The 15,435-nt window shown below is 69.2% G+C and carries 16 protein-coding genes; 15 read left to right on the top strand and 1 reads right to left on the bottom strand.

What is annotated here, in order from left to right; genetic code table 11:
* Nucleotides 1-129 precede the first annotated feature (129 nt).
* The 12 genes from apbC (at nucleotide 130) to CAL24_RS21960 (ending at nucleotide 11,762) form a co-directional block, all read left to right on the top strand.
* A complete protein-coding gene (gene apbC, locus CAL24_RS22015; protein ID WP_094807935.1) occupies nucleotides 130-1,218 on the top strand; it encodes an iron-sulfur cluster carrier protein ApbC in 1,089 nt (362 codons plus the stop codon).
* Nucleotides 1,219-1,222: 4 nt separating this feature from the next.
* Nucleotides 1,223-1,780, top strand: a complete 558-nt coding sequence (locus CAL24_RS22010) for a DUF3305 domain-containing protein (protein ID WP_094807934.1) — start codon at nucleotides 1,223-1,225, stop codon at nucleotides 1,778-1,780.
* Nucleotides 1,777-2,367, top strand: a complete 591-nt coding sequence (locus CAL24_RS22005; RefSeq protein WP_170947148.1) for a DUF3306 domain-containing protein — start codon at nucleotides 1,777-1,779, stop codon at nucleotides 2,365-2,367. Before CAL24_RS22010 ends, CAL24_RS22005 begins: the two co-directional genes overlap by 4 nt.
* Before the next feature lie 20 nt (nucleotides 2,368-2,387).
* Nucleotides 2,388-4,484: a 4Fe-4S binding protein gene (locus CAL24_RS22000; protein WP_094807933.1), complete on the top strand. Its 2,097-nt coding sequence runs from the start codon at nucleotides 2,388-2,390 to the stop codon at nucleotides 4,482-4,484.
* Nucleotides 4,481-5,095: a TorD/DmsD family molecular chaperone gene (locus tag CAL24_RS21995; RefSeq protein WP_094807932.1), complete on the top strand. Its 615-nt coding sequence runs from the start codon at nucleotides 4,481-4,483 to the stop codon at nucleotides 5,093-5,095. Before CAL24_RS22000 ends, CAL24_RS21995 begins: the two co-directional genes overlap by 4 nt.
* Before the next feature lie 127 nt (nucleotides 5,096-5,222).
* Nucleotides 5,223-5,429, top strand: coding sequence for a hypothetical protein (locus CAL24_RS21990; protein WP_028355182.1), 207 nt, complete (start codon nucleotides 5,223-5,225; stop codon nucleotides 5,427-5,429).
* A gap of 13 nt (nucleotides 5,430-5,442) precedes the next feature.
* A complete protein-coding gene (locus CAL24_RS21985) occupies nucleotides 5,443-8,409 on the top strand; it encodes a formate dehydrogenase subunit alpha (RefSeq protein ID WP_028355181.1) in 2,967 nt (988 codons plus the stop codon).
* A gap of 30 nt (nucleotides 8,410-8,439) precedes the next feature.
* Nucleotides 8,440-9,084, top strand: a complete 645-nt coding sequence (fdh3B, locus tag CAL24_RS21980) for a formate dehydrogenase FDH3 subunit beta (protein ID WP_028355180.1) — start codon at nucleotides 8,440-8,442, stop codon at nucleotides 9,082-9,084.
* Nucleotides 9,081-9,308: a hypothetical protein gene (locus CAL24_RS21975; protein WP_028355179.1), complete on the top strand. Its 228-nt coding sequence runs from the start codon at nucleotides 9,081-9,083 to the stop codon at nucleotides 9,306-9,308. The genes fdh3B and CAL24_RS21975 overlap by 4 nt, the downstream gene beginning before the upstream one ends.
* A 12-nt stretch (nucleotides 9,309-9,320) precedes the next feature.
* Nucleotides 9,321-10,487: a formate dehydrogenase subunit gamma gene (locus CAL24_RS21970; protein ID WP_094807931.1), complete on the top strand. Its 1,167-nt coding sequence runs from the start codon at nucleotides 9,321-9,323 to the stop codon at nucleotides 10,485-10,487.
* Nucleotides 10,488-10,509: 22 nt separating this feature from the next.
* On the top strand, nucleotides 10,510-10,896 hold the full coding sequence (locus CAL24_RS21965; RefSeq protein WP_094807930.1) for a hypothetical protein: 387 nt from the start codon (nucleotides 10,510-10,512) through the stop codon (nucleotides 10,894-10,896).
* Nucleotides 10,893-11,762: a formate dehydrogenase accessory sulfurtransferase FdhD gene (locus CAL24_RS21960; RefSeq protein WP_094807929.1), complete on the top strand. Its 870-nt coding sequence runs from the start codon at nucleotides 10,893-10,895 to the stop codon at nucleotides 11,760-11,762. Before CAL24_RS21965 ends, CAL24_RS21960 begins: the two co-directional genes overlap by 4 nt.
* Before the next feature lie 93 nt (nucleotides 11,763-11,855).
* Here CAL24_RS21960 and CAL24_RS21955 read toward each other — a convergent pair whose 3' ends face one another.
* On the bottom strand, nucleotides 11,856-12,980 hold the full coding sequence (locus CAL24_RS21955; RefSeq protein WP_094807928.1) for a substrate-binding domain-containing protein: 1,125 nt from the start codon (nucleotides 12,978-12,980) through the stop codon (nucleotides 11,856-11,858).
* A 119-nt stretch (nucleotides 12,981-13,099) separates the two neighbouring features.
* Here CAL24_RS21955 and CAL24_RS21950 point away from each other — a divergent pair, with 119 nt between their 5' ends.
* The 3 genes from CAL24_RS21950 to CAL24_RS21940 are packed head-to-tail and all read left to right on the top strand — an operon-like array spanning nucleotide 13,100 to nucleotide 15,434.
* Nucleotides 13,100-13,843 (top strand): ABC transporter permease, encoded by a 744-nt coding sequence (locus tag CAL24_RS21950; RefSeq protein ID WP_028355174.1) that lies wholly within the window; start codon nucleotides 13,100-13,102, stop codon nucleotides 13,841-13,843.
* Complete coding sequence (locus CAL24_RS21945; protein ID WP_094807926.1) at nucleotides 13,840-14,616, top strand: ABC transporter ATP-binding protein; 777 nt, start codon at nucleotides 13,840-13,842, stop codon at nucleotides 14,614-14,616. Before CAL24_RS21950 ends, CAL24_RS21945 begins: the two co-directional genes overlap by 4 nt.
* Nucleotides 14,613-15,434 carry an extracellular solute-binding protein gene (locus CAL24_RS21940; protein ID WP_094807925.1) on the top strand — a complete coding sequence of 274 codons (822 nt, stop codon included), beginning with the start codon at nucleotides 14,613-14,615 and terminating at the stop codon, nucleotides 15,432-15,434. Before CAL24_RS21945 ends, CAL24_RS21940 begins: the two co-directional genes overlap by 4 nt.
* The last annotated feature ends 1 nt before the right edge of the window (nucleotide 15,435 follow it).

Genomic DNA, 15,435 nt, shown 5'->3' with positions numbered 1-15,435 from the left:
GCCCCGCGCCCCGGCCGCGCCGGCCTGCGCCGGCGCATGCGGCATCGCAAAGGGCGGTGCTAACATCATCCGAAGAGGCCGCCGCGGGCGGCCGTCATTCCATTCGCCGACTCTCAATATAAAGACCCCATGGTCGCTTCCGATACGCTATTGCAGGCCTTGCAGGCCGTCATCGACCCCAACACGGGCAAGCCGCTGGCCGGCCCGAAGGCGGTCAAGAACCTCCAGATCGACGGCGCCGACGTCGCCTTCGATGTCGAACTGGGCTACCCGGCCAAAAGCCAGGTCCCGGCGCTGCGCAACGCCCTGATCGCCGCCGCCCGCGGCGTGCCCGGCGTGGGCAACGTCTCGGTCAACCTGCGCACGGCCATCGCCGCGCACGCGGTGCAGCGCGGCATCGCGCTGCTGCCCAACGTCAAGAACGTGATCGCGGTGGCCTCGGGCAAGGGCGGGGTGGGCAAGAGCACCACCGCGGTCAACCTGGCGCTGGCCTTGGCCGCCGAAGGCGCGCGCGTGGGGCTGCTGGACGCCGACATCTACGGCCCCAGCCAGTCGCTCATGATGGGCATCGACGCGCGCCCGCAGAGCGAGGACGGCAAGACCATGGAGCCGCTCGAAAACTACGGCGTGCAGGTCATGTCCATCGGCTTCCTGGTCGACGCCGACGAGGCCATGATCTGGCGTGGCCCCACGGCCGTGCAGGCGCTCGAGCAACTGCTGCGCCAGACCAACTGGAAGGACCTCGACTACCTGGTGATCGACATGCCGCCCGGCACCGGCGACATCCACCTGACGCTCAGCCAGAAAGTGCCGGTCACCGGCGCCGTCATCGTCACCACCCCGCAGGACATCGCCTTGCTGGACGCGCGAAAGGGCGTCAAAATGTTCGAAAAGGTCGGGGTACCGATCCTGGGCGTGGTCGAGAACATGGCGGTGCATGTTTGCAGCCAGTGCGGCCACGCCGAACATATCTTCGGCGCCGGCGGAGGCAGGAAAATGGCGGCTGACTACAACCTGGCCTACCTGGGCGCCTTGCCGCTGGACATCAACATCCGCCTGCAGGCCGACAGCGGCCAGCCTTCGGTGGTGGCCGACCCGGACGGCGAAGTGGCCGGCCTGTACAAGGCCGTGGCGCGCCAAGTCGCCATATCGGTGGCGGACATGGGCAAGGACTACTCCTCCAAGCTGTCGTCCATCGCCATCAGCCGCGAACGCTAAAGCCATGACGGAAGCCCCGCCCACCAGCCTGGATGTCGCCGTGGTGATGCGCAAGGAACGCATCACCGGGCCGATGAGCCGCTGGCAGGAATGGCGCTGGGTGCTCGACGACGTGGTGGTCGACGAGCCCTCCTTCGGCGCGCAGCCGCGCCTGCTCTACAAGGACGACTCGCACGAGCGCTGGCTGCATCCCGGCCATGTGGTGCGCTTGTTCAAGGACGACGCCGAGGGCTACGTGCTGAACGCCACGACGCCGGCGCCCTGCTGGTTCGTGCTGTGGCGCATGCACGATCCCGACGACGGCGACGAGCCGGTGGCGCGCCCCGAGATCGTCACCCTCAGCTACCACGACGCCGGCCGCTGGCTCGACGCCCAGGAAACGGTCGAGCAGGTGCCCGCGCCGCCGTTCGTGGTCGATTGGCTGAATGCCTTCATCGCGGCGCACTATGTGCCCGAGCCCAAGCGGCGCAAGCGTCCGGCCAGCTTCCAGTCGCTGCAGGACCGCTTCGGCAACCCGGCCTCGGTGTCCACGCTCAAGAAGTTCGGCGGCGGTGCGCCATGACGGCCGACGAGCGTTCCGGGTTCCTGCAACGCTGGTCGCGCCGCAAGGCCGAGGCCCGCGAAGCGGGCGTGCGCGACGACGAGCTGCCCGACCAGCCCTTGCCCGAGGCGGCGGACGCCGCCGTGCCGGCCCCTGCCGGCGAGGCGCCCGAGCCGGCCGAGCCGCCGCCGCCCACCCTGGATGACGTCCGGGCCTTGACGCCCGAATCCGATTTCGCCCCCTTCGTGGCGCGGCGCGTCGCCCCCGAGGTCAAGAACGCCGCCTTGAAGAAACTGTTCTCCGACCCCCATTACAACGTGATGGACGGGCTGGATACATATATAGACGATTATTCCAAGCTCGAGCCGCTGCCCGCGCCGCTGCTGCGCCGCCTGGTCAGCGCGCGGACGCTGGCGCTGTTCGACGACGAGGCCGACCCGCCCGCCGCCGCCGCGCCGGGCGCGGCCGGACCGTCCGCCAGCGATCCCGCCGCCATGCCCGGCGCCGCCGGACCGGCCCCCCTGCCCGGGGCGGGGCCGGCCGGGCCGGAGGCGGACGTTGTCGACCCCGTCATGCCGTCCGCCGCGCCGGCGGACCGGCGCAACTGATTCCGCCCACGCGAGTGCCCATGACCACCCTGATCTGTGACTGCAACCGCACCATGCCGCTGGCCCCCGACGAACTGGGGCGTGCGCTGGGCGAGACCTTGGCGCCGCATTCCCTGTTGTGCCGCGGCCAGGCGGGCGATTTCCAGCGCGCCGTGCGCGGCGCCGAGCCGGTGGTGGTCGCCTGTACCCAGGAGAAGCGCCTGTTCGGCGAGCTGGGCCGGGCCACCGAAGGCGCCGTGGCGCCGGTGCGCTTCGTCAACATCCGCGAGACCGGCGGCTGGAGCCGCGATGCGGCGCGGGCCATGCCCAAGCTGGCCGCGCTGCTAGCCGCGGCGCACCTGCCCGAGCCCGATCCGGTCGCCACCGTGACCTACCGCAGCGCCGGCCGGCTGTTGATCATCGGCCCGCTGGACCGCGCCGAGCAGGCCGCTGGCCTGCTCGACGACGCGCTGCAGGTCACCCTGTTGGTGCAGGGCGAAGGCCGCGACGGCGGCGCGCAGGCGCGCCGCTATCCCGTGCTGGCGGGGCGGCTGGAGCGCCTGCAGGGCCGGCTGGGGGCATTCGAATTGACCTGGTCGCAGGACAACCCGATCGACCTGGACCTCTGCACGCGCTGCAATGCCTGCGTGGCCGCCTGCCCGGAGGGCGCCATCGGCTTCGATTATCAAGTCGACCTGGCGCGCTGTGCGTCGCACCGCGCGTGCGTGACAGCCTGTACGGTGGCGGGCGCCATCGACTTCCAGCGCCCGCCTCGCCAGTTCACCGAACAGTACGACCTGGTGCTGGACCTGGGCGCCACGCCGCAACTGCGCCACCACCAGCCGCCGCAGGGCTATTTCACGTGGGACGGCCGGGATCCGGGCACGCTGCTCAAGCTGCGTGAACTGGTGGGCGAATTCGAGAAACCCAAGTTCTTCGACTACAAGCAGTCGCTGTGCGCGCACAGCCGCAATGAAACCGTGGGGTGCAACGCCTGTGTCGACATCTGCTCGGCCGAGGCCATCCGCGGCGACCGGCGGCGCCAGCAGATCGTGGTGGACCCGCACCTGTGCGCCGGCTGCGGCGCCTGTACCACCGTGTGTCCCACCGGCGCGATGAGCTACGCCTATCCGCGTAACCCCGACCAGGCCCTGAAGCTGCGCACCCTGCTGTCCACCTATGCCCAGGCGGGCGGGCGCGACGCGGTGCTGCTGCTGCACAGCCAGCAGGGCGGCGAGCGGCTGGTCGAGACGCTGGGCCGCGCGGCGCAGCTCAAGCTGGCGCACGGCGTGCCCGCCAACGTGATCCCGGTGGCCTTGTGGCACACCGCCAGCCTGGGGCTGGATCTCTGGCTGGCCGCGCTGGCGTTCGGCGCCGCGCAGGTCGCGGTGCTGGCCACCGACGAAGAAGCGCCGCAATACCTGGACGGCCTGGAGGCCCAGATGGAAACCGCCCAGGCCATCCTGAACGGCCTGGGCTACGAAGGACGCCACTTGCACCTGCTGCGCGCCACCACGGCCGAAGCCCTGGACGCGCAGCTCCAGCAGGTGGCCGCCCAGCAGCCGGGCGTGCCCGGACAGGCGGCGCGTTTCGCGGCGGCGCCCGAGAAGCGCGCCACGCTGACGCTGGCGCTGGACCACCTGGTCGCACATGCGCCGGGGCCGCTGCCGGAAGCCATCGCGCTGCCGGGCGGCGCGCCCGGCGCGGGGGCGCCGTTCGGCGCGGTGGTGGTCGACAACGCCGCCTGTACGCTGTGCATGAGCTGCGTCAGCGCCTGTCCGGCCAATGCGCTGCAAGACAACATCGCGCTTCCGCAGCTGCGCTTCATAGAAAAGAATTGTGTGCAGTGCGGCTTGTGCGAAAAAACCTGTCCGGAAGATGCCATTCAACTGGTGCCGCGCCTGCTGCTGTCCGAGCGCCGCAAGGAAGCCGTGGTGCTGAACGAAACGGCGCCCTTCCACTGTGTGCGCTGCGGCAAGGCGTTCGGCACCGAGAAGGGCGTGCAGACGATGCTGCAGCGTCTTGGCGGCCACGCCATGTTCCAGGGCGCGGCGCTCGAACGCCTGAAGATGTGCGGCGACTGCCGCGTCATCGACCTCTATTCCTCGTCCGACGAAGTCCGCATCACCGACCTATGACCGCTACCGTGCCGACCGCAGTTGCCCCTGGTTTCGACGAAGACGCCGCGCGCGCCGAACTGTACGGCGTGCTGGCGCACTTGTTCTATGCGCCGCCGCCCGCCGACTTGCTGGCGCAGCTGGGCGCCACGCCCGCCGCGCCCGACGGCTTGCTGGCGCCCGCCTGGAACGCCCTGGCGGCCAGCGCGCGCGAGCTGGACGCGGCGGCGGTGCGGATGGAGTACGACGCCTTGTTCGGCGGGGTGGGCAAGCCCGAGGTCTACCTGTTCGGCTCGCACTACCTGGCCGGCTTCCTCAATGAAAAGCCGGTGGCGCGGCTGCGCGAGGACCTGGCCGGGCTGGGACTGGCCCGCGACCCGGCCATGCCGGAGACCGAAGACCACATCGCCTACCTGTGCGAGGTCATGCGCTGCCTGATCGTCGGCGCAGGGGCCGCGCCGGCTGACCTGGCCACGCAGCGGACGTTCTTCGCCGTGCATATCCAGCCCTGGGTCGAGACCCTGTGCGACACCATCGCGGCCCATCCCGCCGCCCGGTTCTACGCGCGCGCCGCGGATTTCACCCGCGCGTTCGCCAGTGTCGAGGCGCAGGGCTTCGACATGCTGCCTTAGGCCCCGCCGCAGCGCCCGGGCGCGCTACGGTGCAGTGCGGCAAATTAGGGGACATTGCCGGAACCGGGGCGTAGGGGTACAGTATGCAAAGCATTTCATATCTGGTTGCCTCCAAGGAGACGGACACATGCCGCAGAAATCTCCCCAACTTTCGCGTCGGATGTTCCTGGCCGGCACTACCACGGCGGCTGCCGCGGCGGCCGGCGCGGCGGTCCTGCCGTCCGCGCGCCAGGCCGGGCAGCCAGCCGCGGCGCCGGTGGCCGCGCCCGCCAAGGGCGGTGGCTATCGCCTGAGCGAACACGTCAAGCGGTACTACAAGACCACGCTGGTCTGAACCGGAGCCAGCCATGCTGCTTACCAAGAAAACAGACGCCGCGCGCGACGGCGCGGCCGAGTCGCACTTCGTGCAGAGCCTGCGGCGGGGCCTGACGCAGGCGCTGCCCACCATGGACCGCCGCGCCTTCCTGCGCCGTTCCGGCATCGGGGTGGGCGCCGGCCTGGCGGCCGCGCCGCTGGCGCTGGTCAAGCGCGCCGAAGCGGCCGAAGAACGCAAGATCGCCGTGGGCGACACCAAGACCGAAGTGCGCCGCACCGTCTGTACGCACTGTTCGGTGGGCTGTGCCATCGACGCCGTGGTCGAGAACGGCGTCTGGGTGCGGCAGGAACCGGTATTCGACTCCCCCATCAACCTGGGGGCGCACTGCGCCAAGGGCGCCGCGATCCGCGAGCACGGCCACGGCGAGCACCGCCTGCGCTACCCGATGAAGCTGGTCGACGGAAAATACCAGCGCATCAGCTGGGACACGGCGCTGGACGAGATCAGCGCCCACCTGATGAAGCTGCGCAAGGAAAGCGGGCCGGACTCGGTCTACTGGATCGGGTCGTCCAAGCATGGCAACGAGCAGTCGTACCTGATGCGCAAGTTCGTCAGCTACTGGGGCAGCAACAACTGCGACCACCAGGCGCGCATCTGCCATTCCACCACGGTGGCGGGCGTGGCGAACACGTGGGGCTACGGCGCCATGACCAACTCGTACAACGACATGCAGAACGCCAAGGTCGCCTTGTACATCGGGTCGAACGCCGCCGAGGCCCATCCGGTTTCCATGCTGCACATGCTGCATGCCAAGGAAACCGGCTGCAAGATGATCGTGGTCGACCCGCGCTTCACCCGCACCGCCGCCAAGGCCGACCAGCACATCCGCATCCGTTCGGGCACCGACATCCCGTTCCTGTTCGGGTTGCTGTACCACATCTTCAAGAACGGCTGGGAAGACCAGGCCTACATTGACGCGCGCGTCTACGGCATGGACCAGGTCAAGGCCGACGTGCTGGCCAAGTGGACGCCGGACAAGGTGCAGGAAGCCTGCGGCGTGGACGAAGCCACCATGTACGGCGTCGCCAAGACCCTGCACGAGAACCGGCCCGGCACGCTGGTGTGGTGCATGGGCCAGACCCAGCACTCGATCGGCAACGCCATGGTGCGCGCGTCCTGCATCGTGCAGCTGGCGCTGGGCAATATCGGCGTCTCGGGCGGCGGGGCCAACATTTTCCGCGGCCACGACAACGTGCAGGGCGCGACCGACATCGGCCCCAACCCGGATTCGCTGCCGGGCTACTACGGCCTGTCCGAAGGCTCCTGGAAGCACTTCGCCAAGGTCTGGGGCGTGGACTACGAGTGGATCAAGAGCCGCTACGCGTCGCCCGACCTGATGACCAAGCCCGGCATCACGGTGTCGCGCTGGATCGACGGCGTGCTGGAAGACCCCGCGGTCATCGACCAGCCCACCAACCTGCGGGCGGTGTTCTATTGGGGCCATGCGCCCAACTCGCAGACGCGCGGCCTGGAAATGAAGCGCGCCATGGACAAGCTCGACCTGCTGGTGGTGGTCGACCCGTACCCGTCCGCCACCGCCGCCATGGCCGCCATGCCGGGCAAGGCCGAAGACCTCAACCCCAACCGCGCGGTGTACCTGCTGCCGGCCGCCACGCAGTTCGAGACGAGCGGCTCCTGTACGGCGTCCAACCGCTCGCTGCAATGGCGCGAGAAGGTCATCGAGCCGCTCTGGGAAAGCCGCAGCGACCAGATGATCATGTACCAGCTGGCCGAGAAGCTGGGCTTCGGCAAGGAGTTCGTCAAGAACTACAAGCTGCAGAAGGTCAAGGGCATGGACGAGCCCGTCATCGAGGACGTGCTGCGCGAGGTCAACCGTTCCTGCTGGACCATCGGCTATACCGGCCAGAGCCCCGAGCGCCTGAAGGCGCACATGCGCAACATGCATGTGTTCGACGTCAAGACGCTGCGCGCCAAGGGTGGCAAGGACGCCGAGACCGGCTATGACCTCACCGGCGACTACTTCGGCCTGCCGTGGCCCTGCTGGGGCACGCCCGAGCTGAAGCACCCGGGCACCGCCAATCTGTACAACACCAGCCTGCACGTCATGGACGGCGGCGGCAACTTCCGTGCCAACTTCGGCGTGGAGCGCGACGGCGTCAACCTGCTGGCCGAAGACGGTTCGCATTCGAAGGGCGCCGACCTGACCACCGGCTATCCGGAGTTCGATCACGTCCTGATGAAGAAGCTGGGCTGGTGGAACGAGCTGACCGACGCCGAGAAGGCGGCGGCCGAGGGCAAGAACTGGAAAACCGATTCCTCGGGCGGCATCATCCGCGTGGTCATGAAGAACCACGGCTGCTATCCGTTCGGCAACGCCAAGGCGCGCGCGGTGGTGTGGAACTTCCCCGATGCCATCCCGCAGCACCGCGAGCCCATCTACGGCACGCGTCCCGACCTGGTGGCCAAGTACCCGTCGCACGACGATCTCAAGGCGTTCTGGCGCCTGCCCACCTTGTACAAATCGCTGCAGCAGAAAAACGTGGCGGACAAGCTGTACGAAAAATTCCCCATCATCCTCACGTCGGGACGGCTGGTGGAATACGAGGGCGGGGGCGACGAAACGCGTTCCAACCCGTGGCTGGCGGAACTGCAGCAGGAAGCCTTCGTCGAGCTCAACCCCAAGGCGGCGGCCGACCGCGGCATCCGCAATGGCGACCGGGTGTGGGTGTCCACGCCCACCGGCGCGCGGCTGAACGTGCAGGCGCTGGTCACCGAGCGGGTCGGGCCCGACACGGCTTTCATGCCGTTCCACTTCGCGGGGCGCTGGCAGGGCGCCGACCTGCTGTCCAGCTACCCGGAAGGCGCGGCGCCCATCGTGCGCGGCGAGGCGGTCAACACCGGCACGACATACGGCTACGACTCGGTGACGATGATGCAGGAAACCAAGACCACCATCTGCAATATCGCGAAGGCCTAGGCCGAGTGAACAGATCCAGGAGAGAGCGCCATGGCCAGAATGAAATTCGTCTGTGATGCAGAGCGCTGCATCGAATGCAATAGCTGTGTCACCGCCTGCAAGAACGAGCACGAGGTGCCGTGGGGCGTGAACCGCCGCCGGGTCGTGACGCTGAACGACGGCGTGCCGGGCGAGAAATCCATCTCGGTGGCCTGTATGCACTGCAGCGACGCGCCGTGCATGGCGGTCTGCCCGGTGAACTGCTTCTACCGCACCGAAGAAGGCGTGGTGCTGCACAACAAGGACACCTGTATCGGCTGCGGCTATTGTTCGTATGCCTGTCCTTTCGGCGCGCCGCAGTTCCCGTCCGAAGGCACGTTCGGCGTGCGCGGCAAGATGGACAAATGCACCTTCTGCGCCGGCGGCCCGGAAGAGCACGGCAGCGCCGCCGAATTCGAGAAGTACGGCCGCAATCGCCTGGCCGAGGGCAAGCTGCCGGCCTGCGCGGAAATGTGTTCCACCAAGGCGCTGCTGGGCGGCGACGGCGATGTGATCGCCGACATCTTCCGGACCCGCGTCCTGCATCGCGGCAAGGGCGCCGAGGTGTGGGGCTGGGGCACGGCCTACGGCTCGCAGCAGGCCGGCCAGCCGCCGCAGCAGCAGGCGCCGGCCGCCGACACCAAGGGGAAATCATGAGCGCGCGCACCTGGCTGATGGCGGCGCTGGCGCTGGGGCTGGCGGCCTGTACCGAGCAATCGCAGGAGCTTCACACCGGCAGTTACACGGGCGAGCCGGCCTATGCCGGCACGGGAAGTCATTTCGTCGCGTCGGGCTGGACGCCCGGCGACAAGAACAGTTGGCTGAGCGAACTCAAGGTGCGCACCCAGCGCGGCCAGAACGAGTACAACAAAGTCAACTGACCGGAGGCTGCCATGGTACGGTCATTGTTCGCGATGCTCTTGATGAGCGCTGCGCTGCTGGCGCCGGCGGCGGCCCAGAATACGGCCGCCCCGGCCGGTGGCGGGCTGGGCGGCATCAAGAGCGCCAACATCTTCGAAGTCAAGCCCGACGCCAACGAGCTGCCTGGCTACGCCGAGCAGAGCAACGCCGAACGCGCCCGGGTGCAGCCCGGCAACAATGCCCCCATGTGGCGCCAGGTCAATTCCGGCGAGCCGGGCTACAGCAGCCTGCCGGCCAGCCAGGCGCCCGAGGCGGGCGTGCTGATCCAGCGCTTCGTGCAGTATCCGGGCTCGGACTACACCACCGCCGGGGAAGCCTGGCGCCAGGTGCGCAACCACTGGCTCATCCCGTACGGCGGGGGGCTGCTGCTGATCGTGCTGGTGGCCATTGCGCTGTTCTACCTGGCCAAGGGGCCCATCAAGGTGCACGGCGCGGAGACCGGCCGCAAGATCGAGCGCTTCACCTACTTCGAGCGCGCCGCCCATTGGGTCAATGCCACGGCGTTCGTCATCCTGGCCATATCCGGCATCGTGATGGCGTTCGGCAAATTCTTCCTGCTGCCCTGGATGGGCGGTCCGGTTTTCGGCTGGCTGACGTGGGTCCTGAAGACCGTGCACAACTTCGTCGGGCCGGTCTTCGCCGTGTCGCTGGTCGTTGTGCTGATCACCTTCGCCAAGGACAACTTGCTGCGCCGCTATGACCTGGCCTGGCTGCGCAAGGGCGGCGGCCTGTTGCGCGCCCAACATGTGCCGGCCGGCCGCTTCAACGCCGGCGAGAAACTGATGTTCTGGGTCGGGATGCTGTTCCTGGGGCTGATCGCCGTCGGCTCGGGCCTGTTCCTGGACCGCGTGGTCCCGGACCCGCTGCTGTACACGCGCGGCAATATGCAGATCGCGCACATGATCCACGCCGTATCGGTGATCCTGATGATGTGCATGATCATGGGCCACATCTACCTCGGCACCATCGGCATGCAGGGCGCCTACCGCGCCATGAAGACGGGCTACGTGGACGAGACTTGGGCGCGCGAGCACCACGACGTGTGGTACGAGGATATCCAGGCGGGCCGGGTGCCGGCCCAGCGTACCGCCGACCGGGCCGCCAAGCGGCGCGGCAAGGCAACGCCGGCCCGCGTCTGAGCCGGCATTCAAGGAGCACGCCATGAAGATCATCGTTGCCCTGTCGCTGGCCGCCCTGGCCGCCCTGGCCGCCAACGCCTACGCGACCCTGCCGCCGCTCAGTCCGGAAGCCCAGGCCAAGGCGGCCGAAGCCAAGGCCAAGGCGGCCTGGAGCGCCAGCGTGGCGGCCTACCAGCTGTGCCAGTCGCAGGACAAGGTCGCGGCCGAGTATTTCGCGGAGGCCAAGATGGCGGGCAAGCCGCTCGGGCAGCCCGTGGCCACGCCCGAATGCAAGGACCCCGGTCCGTTCGTGTATGCGCCGGCGCCGGTACAGGCGCGCGAGGGATCCGGCGCGCACTCGCCGGCGGAAACCGCCAGCCAGCCGCCCAGCTCGCCGCAGCCCGATGCCGAGGGCAAGCCCGCCAAGTGACCGCGTCCGGCCTGTCCCTGCCGCGCCTGACCCAGGCCCGCGCGCCGCTGACGCGCGCCGTCACCGTCGTCAATGAGCACGGCGCCACCGAGACCGTGTCGATCCCGGCCGAGCGGCCGCTGACCATCTACGTGGACCGGCGCGAACTGGTCACGCTGATGACGCTGGGCGCCATGCCGGAACTGCTGGTGCTGGGCTATCTGCGCAATCAGCGCCTGATCGGCGAGGTGAGCGACGTGCTGTCGATCGTGGTCGACTGGGAAGTCAATGCCGCCGCGGTCGAGACCCGCCACGGCATTGCCGATCTGGAGGCCCGCACCGCCCAGCGCGTGGTCACCACCGGCTGCGGGCAGGGCAGCGTGTTCGGCGGCCTGATGGAAGAGCTGGACCACATCCGCCTGGCGCCGCAGGCCAGCGTCACGCAGGCGCAGCTCTACGGCCTGCTGAATGCCATACGCGTGCAGGAAACCACCTACAAGTCGGCCGGTTCGGTGCACGGCTGCGCGCTGTTTCGCGGCGCGGACATGCTGATGTTCGTGGAGGACGTGGGGCGCCACAACGCCATCGACACGCTGGCCGGCTGGATGTGGATGCAGCCCGAGGCCGGCCAGGATGGCGCCGACAAGATCTTCTACACCACCGGGCGGCTCACCAGCGAGATGATCATGAAGTCGGCCCAGATGGGGGTGCCCATCGTGGTGTCGCGCAGCGGCATGACGCAAATGGGCTATGAGATCGCGCGCGGCCTCGGGCTGTGCGCCATCGGGCGGGCGGTGAACCGGCATTTCGTGTGCTACACCGCGCCCGAGCGGCTGGTGCTGCAGCCCGAACTGGCGGCCGCGCGGGCGCCGGCGTCGGCGCCCTGAATTCCGGCAATGAGGGGATGCGGCGAGGTGCCTGACACCCCGCGCGGCGGTGGCCGCCCGCGCGAGCCAGTCGATGGGGTGTCAGACACCTGGCTATGACGAGCCGGATCGGCCGCGGCGCGGCTTTTTTGCGGGGAAGCTCCACCACGGCAGCACGCGCCGCATCGACAGCACCTGGCCGCTGTTGGGGGCCGGCGCGTAGCCCGGCATGGCGGCCAGCGCGGCCTGCCAGCGCTCGCTGCGCAGGATGGCCAGCAAGGCCTGGGTGGAAGGGTGGTCGAGCGAGGACTTCAGGCAGACCAGGAAGTAGTTTTCCGACACCAGCGGCACGAAATCCAGGTGATGGTGGCGCGCGGCCGGGGCGATGCCCAGGCCGGCGTCGGCGCTGCCGGCCGCGATGGCGTGCGCCACGGCGGCGTGCGAGGGTTCGGTGCGGACATAGCCGTCGATGGCGCTGGCGGCCAGGCCGGCCTGCTCCAGCAGTTCGTCGAACAGCACCCGGGTGCCGGTACCCAGCGCGCGGTTCACGTAGCGCACGCCGGGGCGGCGCAGGTCCTGCACGCCGGCCAGCCCCTTGGGGTTGCCGCGCGCCACGATCAGCCCCTGCTGGCGCTGCGCGAAGCCGATCAGCTTGTGCAAGCCGGGCTTGAGCAGCGGCTTGTAGCTGCGTTCGGTGAGCGAGCCCGGCACGGGGTCGCGGCGCGTATGAAAGCCCGCCATCACGCAGCGCCCTTCGTTCAGCCCGCGGATCGCGTCGACGCTGCCGGTGAAGCGGATGTCCAGGTGCAGCTTGTCGCTGGCCACCGCATGGCCGCGCAAGGCGTCCAGCGCGTCGTCATGGCTGGCATACAGCGACACCACGTGCGCGGCGTCGTCGAAGGCGACCGCGAAGGCGCGCTCCAGTTCGGCGCGCAGCGCGTTGATCTGCGGGGCCAGCCGCGCCTGGGCGTGGCGCTCGGCCCACAGCAGCTTTTCGCCGAACTCGTTCAGGCGCGCGGGCTGGCCCTTGTCCCAGACGATCAGGGTGCGGCCCAGGGCCTGCTCCCATTTCTTCAGTTCGCCCCAGACATGCCGGTACGACAGGTTGAGCGCCTTGGCGGCGGCCGAGATCGAGCCCTGTTCGCGCACGGCGAACAGCAAGTCCATCAGCGCGTTGCCGATGACGGTCGGAGGGGCGTCGGTGCCGCCCAGCTGGTAGGAAAGGTCGATGCGATGCACGCCAGCGAGTATGCCCGAAATGGCCGCGCCCGGCCTGCCGCGCGGCCTATGAAATGCTGTTCATATGGTTTGCATGATACTGCTGGGCTACGCTCTCCCCCAGCCCAGGAAGAGACGCCATGAACACAATGACCGAAAGCGCGACGACAGCGCTGCGCCTGATCGCCACCGCCGACCCGGCCCTGCTTGCCATCGTGGCGCGTTCCCTGGCGGTCAGCGCCTGCGCCTGCGCGCTGGCCTGCGCGCTCGGCATGCTGGCCGGCTCGTGGCTGGCCGTGGCCCGTTTCCGGGGCCGCGGCATCGTGCTCACCCTGCTCAATACTTCGCTGGCCCTGCCCTCGGTGGTGGTGGGCCTGGCGGTCTACCTGCTGCTGTCGCATTCCGGCCCGCTGGGCTTCCTGGGCTGGCTGTTCTCGTTCCAGGCCATGGTGCTGGCCCAGGCGGTGCTGGTCTGTCCGGTGGTCACCGCGCTGGTGCGCCAGACCATCGAAGACGCCGACCGGCGCCATGGCGAACAACTGCGCTCGCTGCGCGCCCGCGCGCTGGTGCGCAGCCTGCTGTTGCTGTGGGATGAACGCTTCACGCTGCTGACCATCGTCATTACCGGCTTCGGCCGCGCCATCTCGGAAGTCGGCGCCGTCATGGTGGTGGGCGGCAATATCGAGGGCTACACGCGCGTCATGACTACCGCCATCGCGCTGGAGACCAGCAAGGGCGACCTGCCCCTGGCCCTGGCGCTGGGCCTGCTGTTGCTGCTGGTGGTGCTGCTGCTCAACACGCTGGCCGGGCTGGTGCGGCGCTGGCGCGAACGGCGCGATGCCGGGCTGTCGGGCCTGTATGGCGGCGCCGGAGCCGTGTCATGAAGGCGCCCGCCTGCGACAGCGGGCCAGTGGTGGCCGGCGCGACCGAGCGTCGCGCGGCCGGCGCCGCGCCCGATATTCTGTTCGACCTGCGCGAGGTCGATGTCGATTATGGCGGCGTGGCCGCATTGCGGGCCGTCTCGCTGGCCATCCGCGCCGGCGAGTGCGTGGCCCTGGTGGGCGCCAACGGCAGCGGCAAGAGCACGCTGCTGCGCGTGTTGCACTGCCTGCTGCAGCCGACGCGCGGCCAGGCCCGCTGCGTGGCGCGCCGGCGCCAGGCCATGCTGTTCCAGCACCCTTACATGCTGCGCACCTCGGTGCTGAACAATGTCGCGCTGGGATTGTGGCTGCGCGGCATGCGCTGGCGCGAGGCGCGCGCCCGCGCGCTGCAGGCGCTGGCGCGGGTCGACATGGACGGACTGGCGGCGCGCAATGCCAAGGCGTTGTCGGGCGGCCAGCAGCAGCGGCTCGCCATGGCGCGGGCCTGGGCGCTGGCGCCCGAGGTGCTGCTGCTGGACGAACCGACCGCCAGTCTGGATCCGCACGCCAAGCGCGAGGTCGAGCAGATGATGCAGGACTTCGCCCGGCCGGGCGCGCAGCGCGCGCCCGCCATGGTGTTCAGCAGCCACAACCTGGGGCAGGTCAAGCGGCTGGCGCGCCGCGTCATTTACCTGGAACGGGGGCGCGTCGTGGTCGACCTGCCGGTGGACGATTTTTTCTACGGCCCGCTGCCCGAGGCGGCGAGCCTGTTCGTCAAAGGAGAACGCATACCATGAAGACCCTACCCATGCTGTGGCGGCGCGCCGTCATGCCGGCCGTGCTGGCGATGGCGGCGCTGGCCGCGCCGGCCGCGGGCGCCGAGACCATCGTCATGGCCTCGACCACCTCCACCGAGCAGTCGGGCCTGTTCTCGCACCTGCTGCCCGCCTTCAAGCAGGCCAGCGGCATCGACATCAAGGTGGTGGCGCAGGGCACCGGCCAGGCGCTCGACATGGCGCGCCGCGGCGATGCCGACGTGCTGTTCGTGCACGACCAGGCGGCCGAGGAGAAGTTCGTGGCGGAGGGCTATGCCACGCGGCGTTATCCGGTCATGTACAACGATTTCGTGCTGATCGGGCCGGCCGCCGACCCGGCCGGCGTCAAGGGCAACGACATCGTGCGCGCGCTCGCCAAGCTGGCCGAAACCGACAGCCCGTTCATCTCGCGCGGCGACAAGAGCGGCACCCACGCGGCCGAGCTGCGCTTCTGGAAGGCGGCCGGCGTCCAGGACCAGGGCAAGGGCTACAAGGCCTGCGGCTGCGGCATGGGGCCGGCCCTGAACATGGCGTCGTCCATGGACGCCTATGTCTTGTCGGACCGCGGCACCTGGCTCAGCTTCAAGAACCCGGGCGGCCTGAAAGTGCTGGTGGAGGGCGACAAGCGGCTGTTCAACCAGTACGGCGTCATGGTGGTCAACCCGGCCAAGTACCCGCATGTCAAGGCCAAGCCGGCGCAGCAGTTTGTCGACTGGGTTACTTCCAAGGCGGGGCAGGACGCGATCGCCAGCTACAAGGTCAACGGCCAGCAGCTGTTCTTCCCCAACGCGGGCCAGTAGC

Origin of the sequence: Bordetella genomosp. 2 (assembly GCF_002261345.1) — a bacterium.
Taxonomy (GTDB): domain Bacteria; phylum Pseudomonadota; class Gammaproteobacteria; order Burkholderiales; family Burkholderiaceae_B; genus Bordetella_A.
The sequence above is the reverse complement of the archived record's forward strand: the minus strand, read 5'-3'. Positions and strand labels throughout refer to the sequence as shown.

Coding starts and splice junctions, on each gene's coding strand:
- CAL24_RS21940 (WP_094807925.1), top strand. CDS start 14,613: ATGAAGACCCTACCCATGCTGTGGCGGCGCGCCGTCATGCCGGCCGTG.
- fdh3B (WP_028355180.1), top strand. CDS start 8,440: ATGGCCAGAATGAAATTCGTCTGTGATGCAGAGCGCTGCATCGAATGC.
- CAL24_RS21950 (WP_028355174.1), top strand. CDS start 13,100: ATGAACACAATGACCGAAAGCGCGACGACAGCGCTGCGCCTGATCGCC.
- apbC (WP_094807935.1), top strand. CDS start 130: ATGGTCGCTTCCGATACGCTATTGCAGGCCTTGCAGGCCGTCATCGAC.
- CAL24_RS21990 (WP_028355182.1), top strand. CDS start 5,223: ATGCCGCAGAAATCTCCCCAACTTTCGCGTCGGATGTTCCTGGCCGGC.
- CAL24_RS22000 (WP_094807933.1), top strand. CDS start 2,388: ATGACCACCCTGATCTGTGACTGCAACCGCACCATGCCGCTGGCCCCC.
- CAL24_RS21970 (WP_094807931.1), top strand. CDS start 9,321: ATGGTACGGTCATTGTTCGCGATGCTCTTGATGAGCGCTGCGCTGCTG.
- CAL24_RS22010 (WP_094807934.1), top strand. CDS start 1,223: ATGACGGAAGCCCCGCCCACCAGCCTGGATGTCGCCGTGGTGATGCGC.
- CAL24_RS21975 (WP_028355179.1), top strand. CDS start 9,081: ATGAGCGCGCGCACCTGGCTGATGGCGGCGCTGGCGCTGGGGCTGGCG.
- CAL24_RS22005 (WP_170947148.1), top strand. CDS start 1,777: ATGACGGCCGACGAGCGTTCCGGGTTCCTGCAACGCTGGTCGCGCCGC.
- CAL24_RS21995 (WP_094807932.1), top strand. CDS start 4,481: ATGACCGCTACCGTGCCGACCGCAGTTGCCCCTGGTTTCGACGAAGAC.
- CAL24_RS21945 (WP_094807926.1), top strand. CDS start 13,840: ATGAAGGCGCCCGCCTGCGACAGCGGGCCAGTGGTGGCCGGCGCGACC.
- CAL24_RS21965 (WP_094807930.1), top strand. CDS start 10,510: ATGAAGATCATCGTTGCCCTGTCGCTGGCCGCCCTGGCCGCCCTGGCC.
- CAL24_RS21985 (WP_028355181.1), top strand. CDS start 5,443: ATGCTGCTTACCAAGAAAACAGACGCCGCGCGCGACGGCGCGGCCGAG.